Raw genomic sequence first — 24,865 nt, forward strand, 5'->3', positions numbered from 1 at the left:
CTATTGATTTAGATACCATTTATACATCTTCGCCACTCCGTCTTCCAATGTAACTTTTGCCTTCCAGCCCATGGCGTTGATCTTGGAAACATCGGTTACTTTTCGCATGGTGCCGTCGGGTTTATTAGCGTTAAACTCAAATTTTCCTTTGAATCCAATAGTTTTCTTCAGCAAAGTGGCGAGATCGGCTATACTACTGTCGCTTCCCGTTCCAATATTTACATGGGTATTGCGTACTTCTTTTTGATCTGAAATGCAATCACTAAAATTAGCGTGTTGCATCATAAACAAACAGGCTTCGGCCATATCTTCCACCCATAAAAATTCTCGCATGGGAGTACCGGTACCCCATATTTCAACTACAACCGACTCTTTATTTTTTGAAATTCCGAAGCTATTCAAGGTTCTTTCAATATCATCCGCCGGAGCATTTCCGTCTACTCCTTTAATTGGCAACCGATTCAAATCCTTCCTGATGGCCTCCCAATTCTCTTCTTCCCATGCCTTTCCCAAATGTATTTTCCGAAGCAAAGCCGGCAACACATGTGCCTTTTCCAAATCGAAGTTATCATTGGGCCCATACAAATTGGTGGGCATGGCCGATATAAAATTAGTTCCGTATTGCAAATTGTAGCTCTCGCACATCTTAATTCCGGCGATCTTGGCAATGGCGTAGGGTTCGTTGGTGTATTCCAACACATCAGTCAGCAAATAATCTTCTCGCAATGGCTGCGGCGCATTTTTAGGATAAATGCAGGTGCTCCCCAAAAAAAGGAGTTTTGTCACCCCGTGCATATAACTTTGATGAATTACATTGTTCTGGATCATCAGGTTTTCATAGATAAAATCGGCGCGATACGTATTATTGGCCGCAATTCCTCCTACTTTGGCAGCAGCCAAAAAAACATATAATGGCTTTTCGGAAGCAAAAAAAGATGCCACAGCTTCACAATTGGTTAAATCGAGATCCTTGTGGGTTTGTGTCAACAAATTTGTATAGCCTTCCTTTTGCAAACCCCTTAGAATTGCACTTCCTACCAAGCCTCTATGACCTGCCACATAAATTTTAGCATCCTTGTTCATCTCCTTACTCGAAATAGTTATGGGTTGTAAATCCGCCTTGCTGTAAATACTGATCTTTTTGCATCAGTTTTACATCATGGGCCATCATTTCGACCACCAATTCCTGCAGACTGTATTTAGGCTCCCAGCCCAATTTATTCTTAGCCTTGCTTGCATCACCAATCAATAAATCCACTTCGGTGGGTCTAAAATAGTTGGCATCCACTCTTATAATCTCTTTCCCTATTTCTATTTGGAAACGGGCATCACTACATGCTTTTACATATCCTTTTTCATCATCTCCCTTCCCTTTAAACTCAAGGCTTATTCCTACTTGAGCGAACGCCATGGAAATAAAATCGCGAACCGAGGTAGTCTTCCCGGTGGCGATCACCCAATCTTCGGGTTCATCGGCCTGTAAGATCATCCACATCATACGCACATAATCCTTGGCGTGTCCCCAGTCTCGTTTTGCGTCCAAATTACCAATATACAAGGTGTCCTGCAAACCCAAGGCAATTCGGGAGGCAGCTCTGGTGATTTTTCGGGTCACAAAGGTTTCTCCTCGAATGGGAGATTCGTGATTGAACAAAATTCCGTTACAGGCAAACATATTATAGGCCTCACGATAATTCACCGTAGCCCAATAGGCATAAAGTTTGGCAACTCCGTACGGGCTCCGCGGATAAAAGGGGGTAGTTTCGGTTTGAGGTACTTCCTGTACTTTTCCGTAGAGTTCAGATGTGGAGGCCTGATATATTTTCGTCTTTTTTTCCAAGCCTAAAAAACGAACGGCTTCCAAAATTCGTAAAGAGCCAATTCCGTCGGCGTTTGCCGTGTATTCCGGAATTTGAAACGAAACATGTACATGACTCATGGCAGCGAGATTGTAGATTTCGTCCGGCTGAATTTCGTTGATCAAGCGAATTAAATTAGTGCTGTCGGTCATATCTCCGTAGTGCAAGACAAAATTCCGACTTGAAATATGCGGATCCTGATATAAATGATCAATCCGGTCTGTATTAAACAAAGAGGATCTTCTTTTTAGTCCGTGAACGATGTATCCCTTTTTCAATAAAAACTCACTTAAATAAGCTCCGTCCTGTCCTGTTACTCCTGTGATAAATGCTACTTTCATTATGCTTTTACTAGTTTATATTATGATAACAGCTTTTTGTATACTTCGTGGTATGCTATTGCTTGCTTCTTAAAACTGAAATGTGCTTCGGCATATTCTCGAATTGTTTCTGAACGGTATTCTTTTCGTGAGTTATAATACTGCTGAATCGCCTTTGCCAAAGCTTCTCCCGAAATTGTTTCGGCCAAAATACCGGTTGTGCCTTTCTTTACGTGTTCTTTCATCCCACCAATTCCAAAGCTTATCACCGGAGTGCCGCCGGCGAAAGATTCCAACATCACGTTGGGCAAATTGTCTTCTTTGCTGGGCAGTACAAAAACGTCTGCCATTGCGTAAGAGGAAGCCATTTCCCGTGGGGAACTAATTTTCCCTAAAGATATAATTTTTATGCCAGTGACTGGGCTTTTCAGCTCGTCTTTCCCAACAGTAAGGATTGTTATGGGGAGATGAGACAAAAAAGTCAAAGCCTCCAGAAGTAACCGGAATCCCTTGCGTTCAATCTCCAGCGAATGGGAAATAAAAAGCACTACAAAGGCATCGGCCGGGATACTGTGTTTACTCCTAAGTTGAGAAGCATCCTGCACCGAAAAGGTTTGCAAATCGATGGCATTAGGGATGCATTTTTTTATAGAAAAGTGATCAAAAAAACCACTTTGAGTTGCCTCCTCCAGCAACCATTGGGATGGTGAAATTATTGCCCCTTTTTGTATTTTCCGTAAATATTTTCGTTTGTATTCTTGTATTCTTTGGTCAAAGGCTGAAATAGTGGTTTCATTGTTCGATCCATCACTTTTATAATGAAATAAGCCTGAAAACGGATTCATATCGTGCAGTGTCCAGACAATTGGTTTTTGTATTGCTGAAAAGAAGTCGGCATAATCCACGATTCCCGAAATCCAGTGTAAATTCAATACATCGGCCTCTTTTAGTAGTGGGTGGTCCTGCAATTGATACACACTATGCGGCAATGACACATTTTCAAAAATAGCATTGCCCTTTATGCTATTCCAAACTGAAGCTGTCTTTTGAAAAGGTGTAGGTGCAATACGGCCTTGTATTTTTCTAAGCAGTTTTTGGCCAAAAGTAGGTCGCTTATAGGCAAAAAAAGCGTCCTCCACTTCTTCTCCTTGAAAATTAATTGTAAGATCTTTTGAAAGGAAAGCCGATGCAATCCCCTGTTCCCTGAGTGCCTTATGCAAGCGTAGGGCGGCAATGCCTGCACCGCCTTTGGAAGAGGATGTGATTTGTAAGACTTTCAAGTTGGGTTCTTTTTAAAAATACGATGATACAATTTTCTTGCAAATTCTCTAAAATACCGTTTAAAATAGGAATAGGAATAACCGTAGCACACATAATCTGTCACTACTGTTGCTAAATTACTCAACAAAGAACCAAGGGTTTCCTCTTTTTTGGGTTTCCATGAATGATCCCAAAGGTGCACGGCGTAGGTATTTTCGCTAACAAATGCTGAAAAATTGTCCTCCTTGTTTTGATACGGCAACGGATAAAAATATTCGGGCGGGAAGATCTTGTCGTTCTTACCCAAATTTGCCTCAACAACTATATTTTTAAAAGTATGGGTTATTACAGGAGGTGAAAATTGATCGAATTCGGCTTTGGTATAAAAATCGGCCATCGCTTTCAGTAAAGGATGCCCGGGACGTGCTCCAAAGAAACCATAGGCAGGACGATTTTCTATTTCATAGCCGGTAAAAAAAGCGAACGCAAGCAAAGGTTCGATAGGTTTTACCAACAACATATCGGTATCCAAATAGATGCCTCCCATTTCCATCAAGGCATTAACCCTAATACAATCGGCTGCAAAGGCATACTGCTTTTTCCGAAGTGCGTTTTTATAAAAAGGATTTGCAAATTTCTTTGAAGTAGCCTCGTTCCATTCCTTAATTTCAAAGTCGGGACAAAATTGCTTCCAGCTTTCCAGACATTGCGTAAACACTTTGGGCTTTTCACCCTTTCCGAACCAACAATAATGTAGGGTTTTTGGGATCATTACAGGTCTTTTACGCTTTTATTTCTAAAAATTCGCAATAACAATCTCAATACTCCTGACGTGATTTTGCGGCCGGCCTTCGATTTTTCCAGCTCTGCCAGCGCCTTAAACCGGTTCATTTTAAGCAGCTCCCGTTCTTTGTAATCTTCGTAGAACTGTGGAAACTCGGTTGTAAGAATGGTTTCTCGTTCGGCTCTTCTTTTAAAAGTTCCTTCGGCGGTAGCGCTCATTCCGTCGAGATAATAGGTAGTCAATACTTCGTGAATTGTTTTATAACTGGCTCCTTGTTTCACAGCATGGATAAAGAACTTCCAGTCCGATACAATTGTATAGGATTCGTCATACAAACCCACACTTTCAAACAGGCTTCGTTTTATAATAACCGCCTGATGTGCAAATGTCTCTTCAAACAAATAGGAAAACCGAAGGCTGTCCGGATGTTTTTTAATAAAATCCTTGCCCTGGCCTGTAACGTGAATATCGAAAAGCAGTAGGTCTTCGGCGGTAAGATATTTTTCAATTTTTGATAAAACACCAACTTTATAAAAGTGATCTCCGCTGTTTAAAAAGAGTAGGTAGTCGCCGGTTGCCATCCCAATTCCCTTATTCATGGCGTGATATACCCCCGTATCGGGTTCGCTAATCCATTGTGATACGACAGATTCGTGTTTTTTGATAATCGCAACACTGTCGTCGGAAGAGTTTCCATCAACCACAATATATTCCAGATCGGAGAAATCTTGTTCCGCGACGCTTTGGATGGTTCGATTTAATCCTTCCGCATTATTGAAATTAACTGTTATTATAGATAACTTTGGCATAGATAAAGAAGCGTACCTTTAGACCGCAGGATTTTGATATAAATAGTACGTAAATATAACTTTTTATAGCTGATTGTCATTGCCTACAGCGGCTTCATAAAAGTCATTTTTCAATAAGTAGTTAACAATTAGTTTATGATTTCTAAGGAAGGACAGTTTATATTCATCCATAATTTTAAGACCGGCGGCACCAGTATCGAGAAAAAATTAGGGCATTTTAATACGCTGGAAAGAGATGTACAGGATTATAGAATTCGTAAAGAAAGAAATTTTTTTCGCAACTTTTTTAAAAGGAGACTATAATCAATTTTAAGATTTTGCCACTTTTCTGCTACATATTTAATTTCATATTTGGGATCTATTTCAGGTGTAAAATCTCTTTTTTTATCCAAATTCATAGCAGATACCACAAATGAGTTTGAACTTAACCCATCCATTTTCTTTGTATGTGTAGCGTTTGCATTAAACCCTATATTATTAACCAAATTAACATTGGGCCTAATAGCATATAAATCGTTTTTTAAACAAGTGTAAACCCATTGATAATCCCACGTGTCTTTCTTGCCGTTAAGCGTATTCTTAAAATGACCTCTCCATAGGGAAAACCATTCCTCTTGTGGCCAATTCGTTTCAAGTTTTAAGGAATTTAAGAGAGGGGAGCCATGCGCAAAATCTTTATTTAAATCTACGGTAAACCAGGATTTTTTAACTAATTCATTAGATCGTCTCCAAGTTGCCCACCCCCACATATTAAAATAACGAGTTAGACCATATGGAATCTCTCGATTCTCATAACCCAAGTTGCAGCCATTTATCGAAAATATTTTTGTGTTGTATTGGTATTTAACTAATAGCTTACTAGCATAATCAAAAAAACTTATATCCGGAATTAAGTCATCTTCGAGAACAATACCCATTTCTTCCTCATTAAAAAACCAATCTATAGCACCTTGTACTGCTTTTTGACAACCTAAATTATCCTCTCTAAACAACGTCTTTAACTCACAATCCCAGTCGATATGGTCTACCACATATTGTTGCACCTCGTTACATACCGCTTCCTCACCCTCTACACGACTACGTGGACCATCGGCTGCTATGTATAGCTTTTTGGGTTGCACCTTTCGAAGCACGGCAAAGCTCTCCTTCGTTTCCAAAGGTCTATTAAAGATCAAATAAAGGACGGGTGCTTGCAATGTTATTTCCTTTTATTAAATATATCATATTCTAGAAGTACACACATCCATTAGCGAGCACTTTTTAGTTTTCTTACAATCCTTCGGAATAGATTGATATAGAAATTCGGCTTAAAAGTAGCATTTATTAGTTTCAACAGTTCTGCCTTTATCGCTTCAGATAACTTTGAAGACCTTACCAGCTCACCATAAAAACGAATCGCTCTAGCATTATGATGGTAATAGTTCCCTAAGAAATTGATACATACTTTAGCTACTTTTATTGCTTCTTTATAAAATAATTGATTATTGTATAAATTTTCTGTAGTTGCGCTTTGATGCTTCCTATAGAAAGATAGAGGTTCTTTTACAAAATATACATTTGACTTTGTAAGTATATGATTCCACAAAGACCAATCGCCACAAATTTTAAAATCACATATTTTGGTTAATTGACTCTTACTTATGTACTTCTTATTAAATAAAACACAGTTCGCATTAATAAACAAATTACCAGTTATCATTTCTGCACTAAGAAGATGTGTGCCTTTATGAAAGCCTTCTTCGAGCGCTACATAATCTTTACTGTTGTTCTGTTCAACAATAGTCAAGCCTGAAAACACGATACCTATTCCCTTTTTAAAAAATGGAATCAATCTTTCAAGAAATGATGTGTCACTATAATCATCACTCTCTGCAATCCATATATAATCACTCTTTGATAACTCTATTCCCTTTTTCCATTGTTTAAAGGGACCTCCTGAGTTCTCTTTATTGATGATGAAGTGAGACACCTGAGGTCTTTCTGCATATTCTTGCAAGATGGACACGCTGTTATCTGTCGAACAGTCGTCCAATAGAATCACTTCGAAATCTCCGTAGGTTTGACTAAAAATAGAATCCAAACGCTTCCTTAGATACGGCTCATGATTATAATTTGGGACTATAATTGAAACCATCTTTACTTATAATTATCTAAAATATTCTTGGTAGCCTCTAAATACGATAGTCCATATTTTATGCATGGTTCTAAGTGATTTCCTTCTGCCCATTCATTCATTGCATTAATAAAAATAAAGTTCTCATCGGCACTATAAACTGTAGATTTTGAGACTGCTTCCTTAAGCCATTTTTTATATAGCTCGGGGCTGCTTCCTAAGGCTACCACGCCATTAACCCCTTTTCTTGCCGTATTGTCCCAAGCGGGTGTTACAGATCTAAAGAATTTATATTCTGGTTGTGCTCTTGAAATTGAGACCTTTACTCCTTTTTTAAAATCCTTGAACACTAAATTATTTTTTGGCCTTTTTAAGAATAATCTCTTCCGCTTAGGGGTACACTCATGTCCTAGTATCGCGTGTGCAGAAAACTCTACGGAGGCATCAAACCCAAAGGCAGTAGGATCGTCCTGGGTGTTAAAACTTTCTGTCATACATAGGTAAAGATCTGGAAAACCATATTCTTCAACTGCTATGGTACGCCATAAGGCAATAGTCTCTCTTATGTCCGGAAACAGATTGTGGCGATATATCATAAAGACCGGTGCACCATTCACTGTGATATATCTTTTATCATTGAACACCTGTTCACATAGCCATATTATATGTTCTTTATCGTCCTCTTTGGAGTATGTTTGTTCAATTAAAATATCATTTTCTTGTCCATCCCATCTTCTTGTCCAATTCTCGTTTGCCCAACAGTACATAAATGGCATATTTGGAGTACCCAAATGTAACATATCGTCGAGCGGTTTATGTAGCAACCTTTTTCCATTAAACCAATAGTGATAATAACAAAATCCAAAAATATTGTGCTCTTTTGCTAAGCTTGCTTGCGCTTCTCTTGCTTCCGGTAAGCGTAGATCGTAGAATCCCAAATCGGCGGGTAATTGTGGTTGGTAGTGGCCTTCGAACAAAGGACGTGCCTTGGTAACATTGGTCCATTCTGTAAATCCTTTTCCCCACCACTGGTCATTCTCCGGTATAGGATGAAATTGTGGCAACACAAAGGCTATGGCTCTTCGCTTACTCATTGTTTTGGTTTTTTGGCAACAATAATTTCTCTATATTCTGCTCTAATTCCATAATCTAAATCGTCGTAATACACTATTTCACATTCTGCCCCTGTATGTCTGTGTATAAAATCAATTATGTCATATCCCCAATGCATGGTCACAGGGGAACCCTTCTTGTCAATAGGGTTACCGTGCCATTCGGGGTCAAAAAGGAAAATAGGTTCTCCGTTTTCCCCTTTGGTTGCCCAACGCTGTGTAGGCTTGAATCTGTTAATTAATGGCACCGAAAAAATATGTGCCCCACCGGTTTTGAGTGTTCTGTGGATCTCTTTAAAGGCTTTCTCAGGGTCATATATATGCTCCATTACATCTGAGGTTATAACAAGGTCGAAACTTTCGTCTTTAAACGTTTGTTGCTCCAAATCTTCGTTCCGTATGCTGTTTATTATTGCACCCGCTTCTTTGCCATAGAAAAATTGTGTTTCAAGATACGACAGACTTTCTTTTTTAAGAAGCCTGCTATGGCCGCTATTCCCCGGGGAAGATTCGTGTATCTTTAATTGTTTCCATTGCGGATATTCATTCTTAATTGTGAGCATTAACGCTCTCTCTCTTGGAATGGAACCGCAATTGTTGCAAATAAAAAAATCCCTCAACCATTGATGCCTAGAAATAAACAACACATCCTGTTCACAACAGGGACAGTGACCTTTTTGCTTGAAAAAGTAAGAACCAATACGATTCTCATAAAGTGATTTTACTTTTTTTCTTACAAATTTCTTTAGAAGATTTTTCAAAATTAATATAATTTTCTTGTTACTTATTTAACACATTTCTTAAATAATACTGAAACGGCGCATGAATACGTTGTTTCTTTTTGACATCATAAAAACATTCAAAATTTGTTGTATTTACCAACTTATTGAAAAGCCCAATCTTAAAATATCTTAAAATATTATCAATCCTATCTTTAGAGAACTCTTCGTCTATCCCATGTGTAGAAGCACCTCCAGCAGCAAAATAAGCAATGGTTAAATCTACGTAATGAAATGGTGATTTAGCCCAACATCTAAGATTAAAATCCCAATCGGATAATACATTGTAACGTGTGTTGAAATAACCAATTTTGTCTTTTATAAAACTGGATCTATATAAAATTGCCTGATGGCAAATATTTCTATTGAGTAATTTTGGCAGGTCGAAGGAACCGTCATATAAGGTTCCATCTTTTGCCCAACCTGTATCACCTGCTATTTCTACATTTCCATACACAACATGGGTAGTTGTTTGAGAAAGTATTTCGTAGAGTTTTTGAAGAATATCAACACCATGCAAACGATCATCACTACCCATAAAATACAACCATTCCCCACTCGATTTACCAATGCCTTTGTTCATAGCGTCGTAGATACCTTCGTCTATTTCACTATAGATTGATAGCATGGGAATAGTTTTTTTAAATGACGAAGCTGTCTTTGCAGTTCCATCAGTGGAAGCACCGTCCATAATCAAAACCTCAATATCTTTAAAGGTTTGATTGGCAATACTTGCTAGAGACATTTCTAGGGTTGATTCAGAATTAAAAGTTGGTATTATGATGGAGAATGATATCATAAACTTTCTATCCATTTAACGGTTCCTGACTCGCCTGTTTTATTAATAAATTTTGACCCCTTTAATCTAATCTTTTCCACTGGAGTCATTTTTTTCAGATGTTGGTTTACGGCAAGGTTTGCTTCTTCTAGATATTTTTTTCCGTCTCCCGATTTTTGACCTTTTCTTTTTCTAAATGCTGCGAGCTGCTTTTTAGAACAATACAAAGATTCATATTTAAAAAATCGCAACCAAAGTTCAAAGTCTGCTGCTAAACCAAAGTTTGTATCTAATTGTCCTCCAGCTTTTTCCCAAAGTGATTTCCTCCAAAAAGTAGATTCTTGTTGAATAAAAGAAAAATCTTTGATAAATCGTAAACTATAAAAATGGTCCTTTGTTGCAACCGGTTTTCGTTGAAAAAGCAGTTTCCCTTCTTCATCAATTACTGAAGGATATCCTTGAAGCCAGCAAACCTTCGGGTGTTTTAAAAAAACTTTTGCGACGTAGAACAAAGCTCCTTCCCATAATACATCGTCACTATTAATCCAACACATAATATCTCCCGTAGCCATTGAAAATCCTTTATTAATAGCATGATACATCCCTTGATCATTTTCACTTTCCCAATAGTGAAGCTCGGCCTCATAATTTTTAATAATGGATATAGATTGATCGGTACTACCTCCATCAATGATAATGTACTCTAGATTGGGATAGGATTGAGTAAATACAGACTTTATGGTTTCCTCAATATATTCACCTTGATTGTAATTGGGCGTTACTACCGATATCTTTGGAAAGTTCTCTTGCATTAACGGTATTGGATATAATTAAACATTGGATCATCTTTTTTAATAAAAAAGATATCCATTTGCCAGAATGCTTGGTCATATTCCCTTGCCATTAAATCGACTACTTCCAAAGGACGAAAGCCTAGGTCTCCCATATACTCACACAGCTCCCAAAAGCAAAGGCTATTTGATTCTATATTAAAATTATACGCTTCAATAATAATTAAATTAGCGTGAGAGATTACTTTTTTGGCTCCTTCCAAAATAGGAACTTCAAAACCATGGGTGTCAAGTTTTAAAAGAAAAGGCGGTTGTAAGTCTCTTTTTTCTATTTCGACATCCAATGAGATTACAGGTACTTCAATTGAATTTTTTTCAAAAGGAGTTTCGGAAGCAATCCCTCCAAAAAGTTCTGAATTGTTAAAGTATATGGTGCCATTTTCTTTACCTGCTGCAGCCAAAACAAAAGATACATTTTCATTAGAGGATTCAAAATGTTTTAGTCCTTCTAGATGTCCGTTTTGCGCTTCTACCAAAAAATAATGAGCATCGGGAAAGAAGCGCATACAGTTTCCAGACCAACGACCATCTGAAGCACCCACGTCGATAACAGTCTTTATTTTTAAATTTCTCTTTTGGCAACGGTACAACGCTTCTTGAGTAGAAAATGGATTAGACTTTTCAACTGATTGTTTTACAGGAGATTTTGTGTCAATTCTTGAAATTTTATATCCCGCTTGTCTTGCTATTCTTTTTACTAGCTTTTTCATATCCTATCAAATAATTCCAAGAATCTACTTTTTATGGGATTAACTTTCTCATTTTTCCAATGGTGATCTTTATGGCGCAAAGTTTTAAAATATTCAAAAGCAAAGGAAATTCCAACTTTTTTATCTCCTTTGCAAGTATAGCCATATCTGCTCAAAAAAGGCTTACCAAGAAAGTTAAGATACGCTTTTACAAATTTATTCTGTTTTGTTGAAAGATTCATTTCTGAATTTATTGAAGACATTTTTTTGTAGGTGTCATTACTATTTTGGTATGGATCTCCGAAGACTCCCTTCGTTTTATCGTTTTTTTCTACATCGAGTACTCCTTGATTAAACGGAAGAGCAAGCCAATTGTATATGGCTTCGGTTTGATCGGCTGTATTCTGTTTTAAATCTTCATATCTAACCTCAAGTACATTCTCGTTCTTACTGTTTTTATCTAGAAAGCCTTGAATCTCTCTTGGAGCTATTAATAAGTCTCTTTGAAAGCGACTAAGGTCTTTTACGCTTTGCAACTGCCAGGTTCTAATCATGGAAGTTAATACAGCATCCGGATTACGCTTGAGAACAATAATTTTAGCCTTGGGAAACAGTATTGGAATTTCATTAATTAATTCCCAATACCTTGGGGTTTTATCAATTATATAGGTATACTCTTGAGCTAATGGCTGGTATAAGGAGAGTATATACTCCTTTTCAACTTTTTGAAAATCGAAATTTACAAATCTCTTTTTATACTCATTAAATGCCCAGTCTGTAAGTGTGCTACTATAGGTTGCATTGAGTAATTCCGGTTTTAAAATAGTGGCACAATGCAGTAAAATCCAAGGCTCACTTGCTGTGTTTACCAGCTCATTATTCGATAATAAACGCTGCAAAAAAGTGGAGCCTGCGCGTGGTTGGGAGATAATAAATATTAATTTTTCTTCCCTCATAAAGTTTTCAATTTTCTTTTAAGTTTATCCTTAAACTTCTTTCCGTAATAATAAATAATCCTTTTTGTAATAACTAACTTACGGTGAAAGGGCAATTTCCGTTCAACCATATTGTAATATAATACTTTAATAAATGAACTGAATGTACTTGGACAGTTCACTAAGATGATTTTATAAAACTCGAAAACGGTTTCCGTTGCTTCTTTATGATACTTAAAATGGTAAAATTTGTCTGCATAATCCCAAATTTGAATCCAGTTTTTATAATGTTGAATTCTAAAAGTTTTAATACCCAGTAATTTTAAACCTGCTGTTGACGCTCCCTTATTTGTTTGACGATACACAGCCATCTCTTCATCTATAAATCCAAATCTTCCGTATTTACCAAGTACGAAACTTAAAGGTACATCCCCGAATGCGGCCTTAGGAAAATTGCGTAAAATTTCGTTGGGGTCAATTATATTTCTAAACATTAAAGTACGTGATTTAACGCGCATCTTATTTTCGAAAATAGATTGGACGTCCGTTTCATATGGAAAATAGCCGTATCCTTCTTTTGGGGCCTCTATCTCTTTAAAAGTAGCTTCTACTTGAATCGTCAACTTTTGCCAATGGTGGCAGAGAATCAACTGTGGATTGGCTTCTAAGAACTCTACTTGTTTCTGAAGTTTTAGTGAATCCTTCCAGTAATCATCCCCTTCGCATAACGCGATATAATCACCAGTAGAAGCCTTAAGGTTTTCAACCATATTAAAACGTCCGGTGGCATTTCCATTGATATAGATTACATCTTTACGGCTACGGAGAAACAACTTTATTTTGTCTGGATAATTTTCTGCATATGCTTTACAAATCTCGCGCGTACCGTCACTGCTGTCATCTTCCCCCAAGACTATTTCGAATGGAAAGGTCGTTTCTTGCATCAAAATGCTGTTCAAGCATTCTTTGATGTATGGAGCATGATTGTATGTTTGTACACATACAGATACGATAGGTTTCAATCCTTTTTGTTTTAGAAAATCAATAATTTGATAACCTTAGAAGTTCTTCTCTTAAAAATTTTGCCTCAGAATGAGAAAGTTTACTATCTCTTCTTTCTTCAAACGATTTTAATACATTTTGATTCACCTTTTGGCATTCAATGTTACCTCCCAACTTATTAAATTTATGTGCCAAAACATCCAAAAACGCTTTTGGATTTGTACAAAAGTCTGCATATTCAACATTTATAACATTTTCCTCCGGTAATTTGGAAAGCCCTTCAGCAATGGCCTTTCTGGTATATATTACCTGACCCGCGACTTGTGTAAGAGGACTTTTATCTTTGAGCTCTTTGTATTCTGCCGGTTTAAATGAATACCATTTACTTCTATCTCCAAAAAACTTATCTCTGGCAATTAATAGTGACTGGGCGTTTAAATAGGGGTCTCTGCTTACATTCACAAATAAAAAATTCCGGTTTAAACTATATAAATACGGTATGTGCCAATTTAACAACATGCCCTTTAATACTAAGGGTTTGCCCGTGAGCTGTTCAAATGCCATGAGCTTTTTTATTAAAGTAGTACCGTCTATGGCGGCCAACCGTTCCTTTGGAATTATCTGGACATCATCCTCAAATTCAAAGAATGTTCTCCAAAAATACCAATATTCGCTCGGACCCAATGCTCCATTAGTTTTTCCTAAAGATGAAGAAAAGTCAAGTTTGGTTTCTTTAAATCCCAACTGATTTAACGTGTCAAACTCTAAAAGAGCCTGCTGGGTGCGGATACCCAAATAAGGATTCTTGTAAAATCTGGCTATTAAATTTGAAGGATACGAAAATAAGCCGGAAGCAGCGAGCCATTGCAGTAAAAGTGTGGAGCCGGACCTGGCACACCCCATAATTAGAACAATTGGGCTTTGATCCTCATCACTTTTAATAGGACATTCTATACCGTCGATTAGATTATTCAGATCCGATAATGCAGATTCTAAACTAGCATCCTTTTTAAAAAAATCGGTACGTTCAGAATTATCATACATTTCAGTCATAATTATTCTAGAATTAATGTCGCGATAAATTCCATCTCCTTTTCCCCATAACGTTGGTCTACCGGTAAAGGTATGATGTTTTTAGCAAAATTAAATTCTATGGAGTCAATTGCACACTCTTCTAAGATATTTGGCCAGTATGTGGCGACAAAAACTTTATTTCGAATTAATTTAGATCTCAAATCTTCTTTTTCCGACATAAAAGGGTACACCATAGGCTTTAAGCTTAGATCGAAGTCTAATTTAACCATATTGGAAGCTCCTAATTTTTTATGAAGAAGTCTATAATTAATATTTCTTTTGTCCCCCGCCTTTTCATAATTTATAGATTGAAGTATTGTACTTGTTAAGTTTGACATTTTTTTTAACCCTTCCTTTTCAAGTGATAATTCATGGAGTTGAAAATCATCAAAGGCAGTTTGCGGGCCCTGTTCGATTCTCCCGGTTAAGTGTCTAAGCCTGCCTGAAGAAACATCTGTCTCCAGCATACACTGATACACTTTTTCTGTTACCAAATAGGCTCCATCCGAAACACCAAAAAATTTTCTGGGGGAATAAAAGCTATCTACTTTTGATAAAGGTTTTGAAAAAAATGCCTGACAATTATCTATTATCAAATTTTTTATTCGTTTTGAGATAGAAAGGATGTAATTGTCTTTTAAACCAAAGTAATTGGTATACATAAAAAGAGCGTCTCCATTAATCATACTGAAGTTCAAATCAACTTCCAAATTATCTTTTAGTGGATAGCGTTTCACTTTTATATCTAAATGGTCCAAGATGTCAAACAAGGCACTGCAAGTATATTGCGGGACGTAAATAGTTTTATAATTTGTACTTCGAATAATATATTCTAAACAGTTTCTGCCTAGATTTAGATGAACTGCATTTTGATGGTAATGGTTTCCTTGGTCTAATTCAAGTTCAAAAAAACCTCCTATGGAATTATCTTTAGATGAGTTCATATTCTTGTAGCATTTTTTGAATTTCTTCTTTCGAATTAAACATTAAAACATCTATAATGGACAGATTTGGAAGGAATTCATTGTTAAACTGTTGGTACGAAATTGAATTGGTTTTCATAAACATCAGCTTTATGCCTGAATCCAAAAACTCCTTTTTACTGTAAAGCTCTAAACCACCTATCGGGTTTATATATTCCTGGGCATGCAATGCTTTGCATATTTCAAGAACCTTCTTTTGTGATTTTAGATTATGGTCAATATTAATTTTTGACGAAATCTGCAATTGCGTTGTAATTTCCAAATAATTTGAAATTTCTTTAATTGAATAATAAATATATTCAAATAAGTTCAATTCAGGATAGTTAAAGACCCGCTCCACTAAAGGCATTACACTTTCAAAAGAGGGCGCATTTTTATACTCATTGCGAATACGCCTCAAAATTTTATCTCTCTCAACTTTTATGAACTGTTCACTTATACTTCGTTGATTAACATCAAGATAATCGGAGCTTTTTTCCAGTGGTATGGTAAACATACTATCCACACCGTTACTCAAAATTCTGTTTCGGTTTATCCAGCCTTTTTTGGAATATTGAATATTGTCATAAACAACAAATTTTTTAACTGCATTTAGTAACTGAAAATAGCCCAAATACGGCAAAAAGTAAGGTTGCATTATTGCTATTTTCATTTCGATCGTTTTATGATGTTGCAAATTTGTAAAACCTCGGTTGTCGAAATATCATCATATATGGGTAAGCAAAGAATCCGTTTCGATATATCCTGTGAAATAGGACTGTCTGCATTTTGAATATAAGGCAAGTTAGTCAAGCATGGATAAAAATAGCGTCTGGGATAAATATTGGATTTGTTTAAATTCTCTCGAACTTGCAACAGTGTTTTTTCAGTTGGAAAAATGACAGGAAAGTAGGCAAAATTCCATATGGCCTCTTTACGCACTTTTAATTGTTGCAGTGACTCCAACTCTTCTGAATATATTGCAGCGACTCTTTCTCTATTTTTTTTAATACGTTCAACGTATGGTAAAACAGCTAATCCCATGGCAGCCTGAAGCTCACTCATTTTGGCATTAATGCCAATACCTTGAAAATTTTCCTTCCCCATATGCCCAAAATTATGGAGGTAAAAAAGTGTATCAAACAACTCCTTATCCTTAGTAAATAAGGCACCACCTTCGCCTGTATGAAACAACTTGGTAGCATGAAAGCTACAGGTGCTCACATCTCCATACTCAAAAATACTCTTGCCTTTATAGGTGACTCCAAAGCAATGTGCGGCATCATAAATAACTTTTAGATTATGTTTTTTAGCAATAACTTCTATCGCTTCGACAGCACAAGGATTCCCAAATACGTGTGTTGCCATAATAGCGCTTGTTTGTGAGGTGATGGCGGTTTCGATTTTCTTTTCATCGATGGTAAGATATTCCGGGTGAATATCTACAAATACGGGTGTACAACCCTCCCAAACAATACTACTTGTAGTGGCAACATAACTAAAAGGAGTGGTTATGATCTCCCCGGTTAATCCCAATGCCTTTATGGCAATTTGCAGTGGTAAGGTGCCATTTGTGGTTGCTAACAAATTAATAACTCCTAAGTGTTCCTTTAGTTTCTCCTCTAATTCCTTTACTAAAGTACCGCGGTTGGTAATCCAACCTTTATCCCATGCTCGTTTAAGAATAGCGTTATATTCTTCCTGAGGCGGTAAAAAGGTTTTGGTTACGTTTAACATATTAGGTTATTTGAGCAATCCTTTTATAACATTTAGACCCGGTAATTTTTTAATTAAAGTGATTAATTTACTCACCTTTTTATTGGTTTTCTCAAGCTTGGAATCTATTTGATTAATTCTTTGTGAAAGGTCATTTAGCTCATCATAAATGATGTGTACATCTGCATTTACGTCTGCTTTTGAAAACCAGTAGTTTTCCGGCACATCAGCATTAAACGAAAGATGATCAACAATTTGCAAATCATCCATTAATTTTAAGAAGTTGTCATATCGGTGAGGATATAATTCATTAAATGCCGTAAAATCAGCGTCTTTATAAATTTCCTTTATGGTTAAATTACCCACATTTTCGTATTTGATACAGGGTATCTTATAAAATTCTGCAATTTCTTGTACACGTATATCTCTGGCAATCATTACAGCAGGGATGCCTAAACTTATCGCTGCTAGGCAACCGTGCAACCTTGCTCCCAAAACAAAATCACTTTTTTTAATTTCTTCAAGCCAATCGTTATATTCCCTAACAAAAATTCCGTTTTCTTTTATCTTCCTAAGGGTGTAAGCGCCATTTTTATGAGCTTCGTATTTTTTTAACTCTATTTTTTTTAGGTTATGATCCTCATTTACATCTTCCCTAAATACTAATTCATCCAAAAAATCCTGACCCAATAATGGTGCTCCTCCTAGCAGCTCTTTGTTTAACTCCGCCATGGTACGGTGAAACACAATCATGGGTTTTTTAAAATCTTCTTTCTTCTGAATTTTTAAATTTCTATTTAAGGGGCTGAATATTGTGGGACAACCAAATCTGATAATGTTTTCAGGTCTATAGCCTGCCTTAATTAAAACAGAAGCGGTATGAGGACCTCGCACACCTATTTGCCCCGAAGAGGCTATTACATAGTCGAGTAACTCTCTCAATGATGGGTGAATAGTACTTACTGCATATGATGATGCTGAATAATCCTGAATTCCAAGGGAAAAAGCTACCGTTTTTATCCGTAATGCTTTTATAAAATCAGCATATCTGGATACATCTCTTCTTTCTGTGATATGTGTCGCGAATGCGATAACACATAGATCATATTTTTCTCGATAATTATTTATATCTGAAAAATTATCAATAAAATCGGCATTAAAATAATCTATTAAAGTTCTGGAAATAAAGCTAGCACCATGGTTACTGGCATATTTGGTATTGTTGTTACTCCATACCTCATGATTGTTAATATCGTAATTATAATCAGGACCTAGGCCAATGACCATTGTTCTTTTTTTCATAGTGTAAAATTAATTAATACTCCAATCCCCTTTTCCGACGACATCACTCCAGCTATAATATTCAGAAAGAATGGTTATGGTTATTATGTTGTCATGTCTGTAAAGGCGTTCATCGGTTTCCGCATTTTGAACTACCAATGTAATTGTGTAAGTACCTCCGTTTAAGAATAAAGGCATCGTCTCTACAGTTAAAATGCTTCTATCATTATTAACAACCAAGTCATCTTGATCCATTTCAGAGGCGATATCCAATACATTTCTTGTGTCGGCATTTATAAAAAATATTTTACATTTTATCTTTGAAACATTAACCAACCAAGAACAATCAAAAACTAATTTCAATTTATCTCCTTGATTTAATAGCGATTCTAATGAATACTTTTCATCGTTTATGTACGCCGTGACATCATTAAGGGTAATGTTTTCTTTTCCAAGAATACGTTCAGCCTCCACATCAAATAGCTGATAGTATCTGGCTATCGTTTCTGAAACAGGTGTGTTACTTACCAGTATTTTTCCTTTTTGAAGCAACAAGGCATTGGTGCAAACCCGAGAAACTTGTGTCATTGAGTGAGAAACAAATATTACGGCACAATTATTTAGTAGTTCACCTATTCTGTTTAAACATTTAATTCTAAAGCCTAGATCCCCCACTGCCAATACCTCATCAATTATCAACACATCCGGTTCCATTTGTGCTGCCACTGCAAAACCCAATCGCACCTTCATCCCACTGCTGTAATTTTGGACAGGCATATCTATAAATTCTCGTATTTCTGCAAAATCGATAATCTCTTCAACCTTTTCATTAATTTCCTTGCGTGTGAACCCGAGGATAGCGCCGTTATTATAAATGTTTTCCCTGCCACTAAGAATAGGATTAAATCCGGCACCCAGCTCAATTAACGCTCCAACACGCCCCTTAATTGTCACTTTTCCCGCATCGGGATTTATGAGACCATTCAGTATTTTCAACAAAGTAGATTTTCCCGCACCATTATGGCCTATCAATCCCAGACATTCCCCCCGTCGAAGCTCAAAACTAATATCCTTCACCGCCCAAAACTCCTTAGGACGTAGTTCCCGCTCACTGCGGTTGCTACTCATTCCGGAAGCTAAATCTTTCACCCCATACCATAAGCTGGTTTTAAGGTCTTTACAGAATTTTTTGGAAAGGTTTTCTACTTTTATCAGAACTTCGTTTGTCATTGGCAATTTGTGGTTAATAAAAAGCTATTGGCTCAATTTGTTATTATTTAGGTTTTACTTTCTTACCATTCAATTTTTAAATTATAGAATTTTTAATTGTTCATCTAGGTTTCCATGTAAGGCTTAAGTTATTTTTCATAACCCATTTCTTCTAAAACGATTCCCATTTCTTTACTAAATCTATCAATTTGTTTTTCAGTTAATTCATTACGATATCTATATGTTACTCCTTTATTAAAGTGCAATCCGGTCATATTTGCATCGGGGTTTTTTCTATCGTATTTAACTAATATCTTTTCTATAATTTCTTCAGTCACATTTAAATTTAGATATCGACAAATTTTTTGCATTTCTACGAGGGGATGATCCATTAAATCTTCATATCTAACAAGTAATGCACCATCGTTCTTTTTATAGGATTTAAATATATTTGTCCAACTCTTCACATTATCAAAAGCGTCATTAAAACCTACCATTTGAGCAAAAGTATGATTGTCTCCATTTTCAATTATTTTTTTTCCATGTTCTTGGGCTGACAATAATGCATCCCTTGGATCCCTATAAATATATACTGTCTTAACAATCCCTAGACTGAGTAATATGTTATGAAATTTTGAGGGACCTGAATGAGTTTTAACAACAAACTTTCCTTCTTTTAAACTAATAAGCACTAATTTTATAAGAATCTTTTTCTCCAAAGGACCAATATTATTATTGTGCCATTTCATTATTTTATTTAGTCTATACTTATCTTTTACTTTTCTTGCATCCGGATACCCGGTCGATATAATGGCGTCATTAATCAAGTTATATATATATGCACTTCCTGATTTTTGCATCCCAGCAGATATTACAATCATATATTTTATTTTAATATATTTTACGTCTATTCACTACCCCTTATTTAGGGTTATGCATTCATACGTTCTACCAAAATAGGAATAGAGATTCTATAGAACAGTAAGGCCACAAAAAACAACGGTATAAAAATTCCTATAATTAATAGAAAGTAGTTTAAAAAGGCAAAATCTCCACCTACAATCGAGTCACGAGCAGTAAGAATGATTGGTGTTAAGGGGTTGATGTCCATTAGAATTTTTATTACCCCTTCTTTTGGAATTGAATATACTACAGGTGTGGCATACATTAGAAAACTTAAAACAAAGGCAATCATCCGTTTTACATCGGTATACAACATTCCCAGTGGTGTTAAAAATAATCCTATGGTAGTACCGAAAAGTATCGCGGCAATTATAATAAAAGGGAAAAGAAAAAGCGTCCAGTGAAAACCTATGCCAAATACAAACACAAAGACAATAAGAAGCACAATTTTTATACTGCTATTAAAAAGCAGCTTATAAACGCCCGAGGTGATTAATGCCTCCTTTGGGAAATTAATTTTGGAAAGGATTGAGCGCGCTGAATTGGTATTGCTCATCGGTGAATTGATAGATTCAGTGATAATGGACCAAAGAAGTGTTCCTGACAAAGCATAAACAGGATATGGAATTCCCGTATCAGAAATGCGTAATGTGCCAGAACTATTAAGAAATATCCAAATCAATGCTGTGGCTATAGGAGTCACTACCGCCCAAAATAATCCAAAGTATGATTGCCGGTATTGTGATTTAATATCTCGTATGGCGAGTTGTTTAGCTAGAAACCGTGAACTATAAATATCGGAAATACTTTCTTTGGCAAGTTTCCAAATATGTAGGTTGTTCTCTTTTTGGTAAATTTTGGTTTCCAGGTCCATAAGAATGCGTAAGAGTTGGGAATTTCAAGTTTTGGCTAAGATACTAATTATGGTTTGATGCATCATACAAAGTAATTTGTATTAATTAACGAGATTTAAACAATAATAAATGCATTATAAATTGTATAATTTAGAATGACTGTCAGGTAGAGTGATCTAAGACTTCGGGATTGTACCCGCCTGCGGACGGGCAGGTCGAGAACCTTGTAAGCACAAAAGCATGTATCTCGATACAAATTTGTTCTCGATACATTTTTTGTTTCACTACGCTCCACAAAAAACACTCGAACTGACAAAGGATACATTTTTTGCTTCACTACGCTCCACAAAAAACACTCGAACTGACAAAGGATACATTTTTTGCTTTATAACGCTTCACAAAAAATACTCGAACTGACATTAGCCAAAACTATCTCCCAAACTCCTCCCATGTAATTTTTAACCCTTTAGCTACTGAAAAGCCAGGATTATAACCTAACAGCTTTCGGGCCTTATCAATATTGGCCAACGAATCCCGGACATCGCCTTTTCGTGGGGGTCCGTAATTGGCTTTTAGTTCCTTTCCTGAAATATTTTTGAGTTCCTTCCACAATTCATTTAAACTTATCCGGTCTCCATAGGCCACATTAAATACTTCATTTACAGCATTTTCTGAAGCAAAAAAGGCACATACATTTGCCTGTACCGCATTCTCCACAAAGGTAAAGTCACGTGTTTGTTCGCCGTCTCCGTTAATGGTAGGCGCTTTATCATCCTTTAACGCCTGCATAAACAACGGAATCACCGCCGCATAGGCCCCGGTAGGGCTTTGTTTTGGCCCAAAGACATTAAAATAACGCAGGCCAATGGTTTCTGTGCCATAGGTTTTATGGAACACATCGGCATAGAGTTCGTTCACCAGTTTTGTCACCGCATAGGGTGAAAGCGGTTTTCCAATGGTATCTTCAATTTTAGGCAAACTTTTACTATCGCCATAGGTAGAGCTGGAAGCAGCGTATACCATTCGCTTTACAGATTGAGACTGATTCTGCGCCTGAAGCATGTTTAGAAATCCGTTTACGTTCACATCGTTCGAAGTAATAGGGTCGTTGATGGACCTGGGTACCGATCCCAAGGCCGCCTGGTGGGAAACAAAGTCCATCCCATCAACTGCTGCCATACAGTCTTCCAATTTTCGAATATCCCCTTCCATAAATTCGAAGGCCGGATTATTTTTAAACTCGGCTATATTTTGCAAGGAACCTGATGCCAGATTGTCCAGCACCCTCACTTTCTTCGCGCCGTATTTCAGCAAATAAGCCACCAGATTGGAGCCAATAAACCCGGCGCCTCCGGTTACCAGGAAACTGTATTGTGATAAATCTTGTTGATGATATCTGTTCGAATTCATGTTGATTAATTCTCTATTTTCAAATTTCAAATTCCAAATTCCAAATTCCACTTCTCCCCGCTCACCTCTCACCTCTCACTACTCACTCTTCACGACTCACTACTCACTACTCACATCTCACATCTCACGTCTCACTTCTCACAACTCACCTTACAACCTTCCATCAATCTGATCCTTCGGAAGAAACGATTTTACATCGAACACTACTGAAGTATCGGCAGTATAAGAATTTATTTTAAAATCTCTGAATGCCTCATGCGCAACGGTCAGGATAACTGCATCGTACTTGGGTTTCAGATTATTTTTTTCTGAACACAAAGAAATTCCGAACTCGTGTTGTACCTCATCTTTATTTGCCCAGGGATCGTACACATCGACATTCAGGTTGTATTTTTTCAATTCTGAAATCACATCGATTACCTTACTGTTTCGAATGTCCGGACAATTTTCTTTAAATGTAATTCCCAACACTAGCACATTGCCGTTTTTCACTCTAATGTCTTTTTGAATCATCAGCTTTACCACTTCATGCGCCACATAACTCCCCATACCGTCGTTCATACGCCGTCCGGCCAGTATAATTTCGGGATTATATCCTTCCTCCGTTGCTTTTTGAGCCAGGTAATAGGGGTCGACTCCAATACAATGTCCGCCCACCAGACCCGGTGAAAATTTTAAAAAGTTCCATTTTGTTCCGGCTGCTTCTAATACGGCCTGGGTATCTATATCGAGTAATCTGAAAATTTTGGAAAGTTCGTTTACAAAGGCAATGTTGATATCACGCTGGGAGTTTTCAATTACTTTGGCAGCTTCAGCAACTTTTATGGAAGGTGCCAAATGAGTTCCGGCAGTAATTACGGAAGCGTACAACTTGTCGATATAAGTAGCTGCTTCGGGAGTAGACCCCGATGTCACTTTTAAAATCTTAGTCACGGTATGTTCCTTATCACCCGGATTGATTCTTTCGGGGGAATAACCTGCGTAAAAATGGGAATTGAATGTAAGGCCAGACTTCGCTTCCAAAATAGGAACACAAATATCTTCGGTCACGCCGGGATAGACAGTAGATTCGTAAATAACGACGTCTCCTTGCTTTAAAATACTCCCAACAGTTTCACTCGCTTTCACTAAAGGTGTTAGAACCGGCTGATTGTATTTATCGGTTGGTGTAGGAACTGTTACAATAAAAACATGTGCTTCGGCCAGATCTGAAATTTTATCGGAAATAACAAGACCGGAAGTTTCGGTAACTATCAAAGATTTTTTCAGATCATCACTTTCTATTTCCAGGGTATGATCTTTTCCGTTGTTAAGTTCGGAAACCCTTTTTTCATTGATATCGAAGCCAATAACTTTATATTTTGAAGCGAATGCCACCGCCAATGGAAGTCCAACGTATCCAAGTCCGATGATGGCAATAATGGGGTCTTTTGTCATTTTTAATTAAATTTTTTAAAGTTTTAAGCTGTAAGCAAAATTAAAATTTATCACAAATCACTCGTCATTGTTCACTCTTCACCTCTCACCCTTCACCATTAACTACTCACCACGAACTCCCAAAAACAGAGCGAATAATATACTTCACATCTCCCACCAAACTCCAATTCTGAATATACGCCTTGTTAATAGCGACTTTATCCGGCCAGATTACGATATCGTTGTATTCCTTTGGATTGGATTGTTGCACTAACAAATTATCTTCATTCCTGTATGTTAATGTTGCAGGTCCGGTAATTCCGGGTTTAATTGACAAAATAATTTTATCATCACCTTCAAGCTTATCTGCATATCCGGATATATCGGGTCGAGGTCCCACCCAACTCATATCACCCAGCAGTACATTAAACACTTGAGGCAATTCGTCCAATTTTGTGCGTCGTAGCCAGCTGCCGAATTTTGTTTCACTTTGCTTTATTTCCAAAACATCCACATGATGAGAACCCTTTAAAGAACGGATTTTATACAAGGCGAAGGGTTTCCCGTGTTGCCCAATACGTTGTTGTACAAAGAAACCATTACTACCGGTACTTAGCGTTGCCAATACAGTCAGCAAAATTAATGGAATAATTGCAAAAGGAAGTATAAGTATCGAAAAAGATAAGTCGAAAATGCGCTTCAGTACAAGCTGTCGTCTTGTAAGCATACCATTGTAATTATTCTTCAGG

General features: G+C 36.9%; 25 protein-coding genes. All 25 read right to left on the minus strand.

Going from position 1 to position 24,865, the window contains the following annotated elements; genetic code table 11:
• A complete protein-coding gene (locus ATE92_RS01210; protein ID WP_100801968.1) occupies positions 1 to 1,083 on the minus strand; it encodes a GDP-L-fucose synthase in 1,083 nt (360 codons plus the stop codon).
• A gap of 4 nt (positions 1,084 to 1,087) precedes the next feature.
• Positions 1,088 to 2,200, minus strand: a complete 1,113-nt coding sequence (gene gmd / locus ATE92_RS01215) for a GDP-mannose 4,6-dehydratase (protein ID WP_100801969.1) — start codon at positions 2,198 to 2,200, stop codon at positions 1,088 to 1,090.
• Positions 2,201 to 2,220: 20 nt separating this feature from the next.
• Positions 2,221 to 3,459 (minus strand): glycosyltransferase, encoded by a 1,239-nt coding sequence (locus ATE92_RS01220; protein ID WP_100801970.1) that lies wholly within the window; start codon positions 3,457 to 3,459, stop codon positions 2,221 to 2,223.
• Entirely contained in the window at positions 3,456 to 4,211 is a 756-nt protein-coding gene (locus ATE92_RS01225) for a glycosyltransferase (RefSeq protein WP_100801971.1), read from the minus strand. Before ATE92_RS01225 ends, ATE92_RS01220 begins: the two co-directional genes overlap by 4 nt.
• Positions 4,211 to 5,032, minus strand: coding sequence for a glycosyltransferase family 2 protein (locus tag ATE92_RS01230; RefSeq protein ID WP_100801972.1), 822 nt, complete (start codon positions 5,030 to 5,032; stop codon positions 4,211 to 4,213). Before ATE92_RS01230 ends, ATE92_RS01225 begins: the two co-directional genes overlap by 1 nt.
• Positions 5,033 to 5,277: 245 nt before the next feature.
• Entirely contained in the window at positions 5,278 to 6,189 is a 912-nt protein-coding gene (locus ATE92_RS01235) for a nucleotide-diphospho-sugar transferase (protein ID WP_100801973.1), read from the minus strand.
• A gap of 89 nt (positions 6,190 to 6,278) precedes the next feature.
• The gene (locus ATE92_RS01240; RefSeq protein ID WP_100801974.1) at positions 6,279 to 7,166 is read right to left on the minus strand and encodes a glycosyltransferase family 2 protein; all 888 of its coding nucleotides are present in this window, start codon (positions 7,164 to 7,166) and stop codon (positions 6,279 to 6,281) included.
• A gap of 2 nt (positions 7,167 to 7,168) precedes the next feature.
• Positions 7,169 to 8,239: a glycoside hydrolase family 99-like domain-containing protein gene (locus ATE92_RS01245; RefSeq protein WP_100801975.1), complete on the minus strand. Its 1,071-nt coding sequence runs from the start codon at positions 8,237 to 8,239 to the stop codon at positions 7,169 to 7,171.
• A complete protein-coding gene (locus ATE92_RS01250; RefSeq protein WP_198515584.1) occupies positions 8,236 to 8,820 on the minus strand; it encodes a class I SAM-dependent methyltransferase in 585 nt (194 codons plus the stop codon). Before ATE92_RS01250 ends, ATE92_RS01245 begins: the two co-directional genes overlap by 4 nt.
• Before the next feature lie 217 nt (positions 8,821 to 9,037).
• Entirely contained in the window at positions 9,038 to 9,850 is an 813-nt protein-coding gene (locus ATE92_RS01255) for a glycosyltransferase family 2 protein (RefSeq protein WP_100801976.1), read from the minus strand.
• Positions 9,832 to 10,626 (minus strand): glycosyltransferase family 2 protein, encoded by a 795-nt coding sequence (locus ATE92_RS01260; RefSeq protein WP_100801977.1) that lies wholly within the window; start codon positions 10,624 to 10,626, stop codon positions 9,832 to 9,834. Before ATE92_RS01260 ends, ATE92_RS01255 begins: the two co-directional genes overlap by 19 nt.
• The gene (locus ATE92_RS01265; protein WP_100801978.1) at positions 10,626 to 11,375 is read right to left on the minus strand and encodes an FkbM family methyltransferase; all 750 of its coding nucleotides are present in this window, start codon (positions 11,373 to 11,375) and stop codon (positions 10,626 to 10,628) included. The genes ATE92_RS01260 and ATE92_RS01265 overlap by 1 nt, the downstream gene beginning before the upstream one ends.
• Positions 11,372 to 12,310, minus strand: coding sequence for a sulfotransferase (locus ATE92_RS01270; protein ID WP_100801979.1), 939 nt, complete (start codon positions 12,308 to 12,310; stop codon positions 11,372 to 11,374). The genes ATE92_RS01265 and ATE92_RS01270 overlap by 4 nt, the downstream gene beginning before the upstream one ends.
• Positions 12,307 to 13,311: a glycosyltransferase gene (locus tag ATE92_RS01275; RefSeq protein ID WP_157809523.1), complete on the minus strand. Its 1,005-nt coding sequence runs from the start codon at positions 13,309 to 13,311 to the stop codon at positions 12,307 to 12,309. Before ATE92_RS01275 ends, ATE92_RS01270 begins: the two co-directional genes overlap by 4 nt.
• A 19-nt stretch (positions 13,312 to 13,330) precedes the next feature.
• Positions 13,331 to 14,344: a sulfotransferase gene (locus ATE92_RS01280; protein WP_100801981.1), complete on the minus strand. Its 1,014-nt coding sequence runs from the start codon at positions 14,342 to 14,344 to the stop codon at positions 13,331 to 13,333.
• A gap of 2 nt (positions 14,345 to 14,346) precedes the next feature.
• Positions 14,347 to 15,309 carry a hypothetical protein gene (locus ATE92_RS01285; RefSeq protein ID WP_100801982.1) on the minus strand — a complete coding sequence of 321 codons (963 nt, stop codon included), beginning with the start codon at positions 15,307 to 15,309 and terminating at the stop codon, positions 14,347 to 14,349.
• Positions 15,296 to 16,000, minus strand: a complete 705-nt coding sequence (locus ATE92_RS01290; RefSeq protein ID WP_100801983.1) for a WbqC family protein — start codon at positions 15,998 to 16,000, stop codon at positions 15,296 to 15,298. The genes ATE92_RS01285 and ATE92_RS01290 overlap by 14 nt, the downstream gene beginning before the upstream one ends.
• On the minus strand, positions 15,997 to 17,064 hold the full coding sequence (locus tag ATE92_RS01295; protein ID WP_100801984.1) for a DegT/DnrJ/EryC1/StrS aminotransferase family protein: 1,068 nt from the start codon (positions 17,062 to 17,064) through the stop codon (positions 15,997 to 15,999). The genes ATE92_RS01290 and ATE92_RS01295 overlap by 4 nt, the downstream gene beginning before the upstream one ends.
• Before the next feature lie 6 nt (positions 17,065 to 17,070).
• Positions 17,071 to 18,345, minus strand: coding sequence for a polysaccharide pyruvyl transferase family protein (locus tag ATE92_RS01300; protein ID WP_100801985.1), 1,275 nt, complete (start codon positions 18,343 to 18,345; stop codon positions 17,071 to 17,073).
• Between the two features lie 9 nt (positions 18,346 to 18,354).
• Entirely contained in the window at positions 18,355 to 19,554 is a 1,200-nt protein-coding gene (locus ATE92_RS01305; protein WP_100801986.1) for an ABC transporter ATP-binding protein, read from the minus strand.
• Between the two features lie 128 nt (positions 19,555 to 19,682).
• Positions 19,683 to 20,414: a sulfotransferase domain-containing protein gene (locus tag ATE92_RS01310; protein WP_100801987.1), complete on the minus strand. Its 732-nt coding sequence runs from the start codon at positions 20,412 to 20,414 to the stop codon at positions 19,683 to 19,685.
• Positions 20,415 to 20,464: 50 nt separating this feature from the next.
• Positions 20,465 to 21,310: an ABC transporter permease gene (locus ATE92_RS01315; RefSeq protein ID WP_100801988.1), complete on the minus strand. Its 846-nt coding sequence runs from the start codon at positions 21,308 to 21,310 to the stop codon at positions 20,465 to 20,467.
• A 409-nt stretch (positions 21,311 to 21,719) separates the two neighbouring features.
• A complete protein-coding gene (locus ATE92_RS01320; protein ID WP_100801989.1) occupies positions 21,720 to 22,700 on the minus strand; it encodes an SDR family oxidoreductase in 981 nt (326 codons plus the stop codon).
• A 150-nt stretch (positions 22,701 to 22,850) separates the two neighbouring features.
• Positions 22,851 to 24,137: a nucleotide sugar dehydrogenase gene (locus ATE92_RS01325; RefSeq protein WP_100801990.1), complete on the minus strand. Its 1,287-nt coding sequence runs from the start codon at positions 24,135 to 24,137 to the stop codon at positions 22,851 to 22,853.
• A 106-nt stretch (positions 24,138 to 24,243) separates the two neighbouring features.
• A complete protein-coding gene (locus ATE92_RS01330) occupies positions 24,244 to 24,843 on the minus strand; it encodes a sugar transferase (RefSeq protein WP_100801991.1) in 600 nt (199 codons plus the stop codon).
• Positions 24,844 to 24,865: the final 22 nt, after the last annotated feature.

Source organism: Ulvibacter sp. MAR_2010_11 (assembly GCF_002813135.1).
GTDB lineage: Bacteria > Bacteroidota > Bacteroidia > Flavobacteriales > Flavobacteriaceae > Altibacter.

Bases quoted from the DNA above. Each gene is read 5' to 3' on its own strand.
- gmd (WP_100801969.1), bottom strand. From the start codon at position 2,200: ATGAAAGTAGCATTTATCACAGGAGTAACAGGACAGGACGGAGCTTAT.
- ATE92_RS01280 (WP_100801981.1), bottom strand. From the start codon at position 14,344: ATGACTGAAATGTATGATAATTCTGAACGTACCGATTTTTTTAAAAAG.
- ATE92_RS01255 (WP_100801976.1), bottom strand. From the start codon at position 9,850: ATGGATAGAAAGTTTATGATATCATTCTCCATCATAATACCAACTTTT.
- ATE92_RS01245 (WP_100801975.1), bottom strand. From the start codon at position 8,239: ATGAGTAAGCGAAGAGCCATAGCCTTTGTGTTGCCACAATTTCATCCT.
- ATE92_RS01295 (WP_100801984.1), bottom strand. From the start codon at position 17,064: ATGTTAAACGTAACCAAAACCTTTTTACCGCCTCAGGAAGAATATAAC.
- ATE92_RS01265 (WP_100801978.1), bottom strand. From the start codon at position 11,375: ATGAAAAAGCTAGTAAAAAGAATAGCAAGACAAGCGGGATATAAAATT.
- ATE92_RS01225 (WP_100801971.1), bottom strand. From the start codon at position 4,211: ATGATCCCAAAAACCCTACATTATTGTTGGTTCGGAAAGGGTGAAAAG.
- ATE92_RS01325 (WP_100801990.1), bottom strand. From the start codon at position 24,137: ATGACAAAAGACCCCATTATTGCCATCATCGGACTTGGATACGTTGGA.
- ATE92_RS01210 (WP_100801968.1), bottom strand. From the start codon at position 1,083: ATGAACAAGGATGCTAAAATTTATGTGGCAGGTCATAGAGGCTTGGTA.
- ATE92_RS01320 (WP_100801989.1), bottom strand. From the start codon at position 22,700: ATGAATTCGAACAGATATCATCAACAAGATTTATCACAATACAGTTTC.
- ATE92_RS01315 (WP_100801988.1), bottom strand. From the start codon at position 21,310: ATGGACCTGGAAACCAAAATTTACCAAAAAGAGAACAACCTACATATT.
- ATE92_RS01250 (WP_198515584.1), bottom strand. From the start codon at position 8,820: ATGCTCACAATTAAGAATGAATATCCGCAATGGAAACAATTAAAGATA.
- ATE92_RS01330 (WP_100801991.1), bottom strand. From the start codon at position 24,843: ATGCTTACAAGACGACAGCTTGTACTGAAGCGCATTTTCGACTTATCT.
- ATE92_RS01305 (WP_100801986.1), bottom strand. From the start codon at position 19,554: ATGACAAACGAAGTTCTGATAAAAGTAGAAAACCTTTCCAAAAAATTC.
- ATE92_RS01285 (WP_100801982.1), bottom strand. From the start codon at position 15,309: ATGAACTCATCTAAAGATAATTCCATAGGAGGTTTTTTTGAACTTGAA.
- ATE92_RS01270 (WP_100801979.1), bottom strand. From the start codon at position 12,310: ATGAGGGAAGAAAAATTAATATTTATTATCTCCCAACCACGCGCAGGC.
- ATE92_RS01240 (WP_100801974.1), bottom strand. From the start codon at position 7,166: ATGGTTTCAATTATAGTCCCAAATTATAATCATGAGCCGTATCTAAGG.
- ATE92_RS01290 (WP_100801983.1), bottom strand. From the start codon at position 16,000: ATGAAAATAGCAATAATGCAACCTTACTTTTTGCCGTATTTGGGCTAT.
- ATE92_RS01230 (WP_100801972.1), bottom strand. From the start codon at position 5,032: ATGCCAAAGTTATCTATAATAACAGTTAATTTCAATAATGCGGAAGGA.
- ATE92_RS01260 (WP_100801977.1), bottom strand. From the start codon at position 10,626: ATGCAAGAGAACTTTCCAAAGATATCGGTAGTAACGCCCAATTACAAT.
- ATE92_RS01310 (WP_100801987.1), bottom strand. From the start codon at position 20,414: ATGATTGTAATATCTGCTGGGATGCAAAAATCAGGAAGTGCATATATA.
- ATE92_RS01300 (WP_100801985.1), bottom strand. From the start codon at position 18,345: ATGAAAAAAAGAACAATGGTCATTGGCCTAGGTCCTGATTATAATTAC.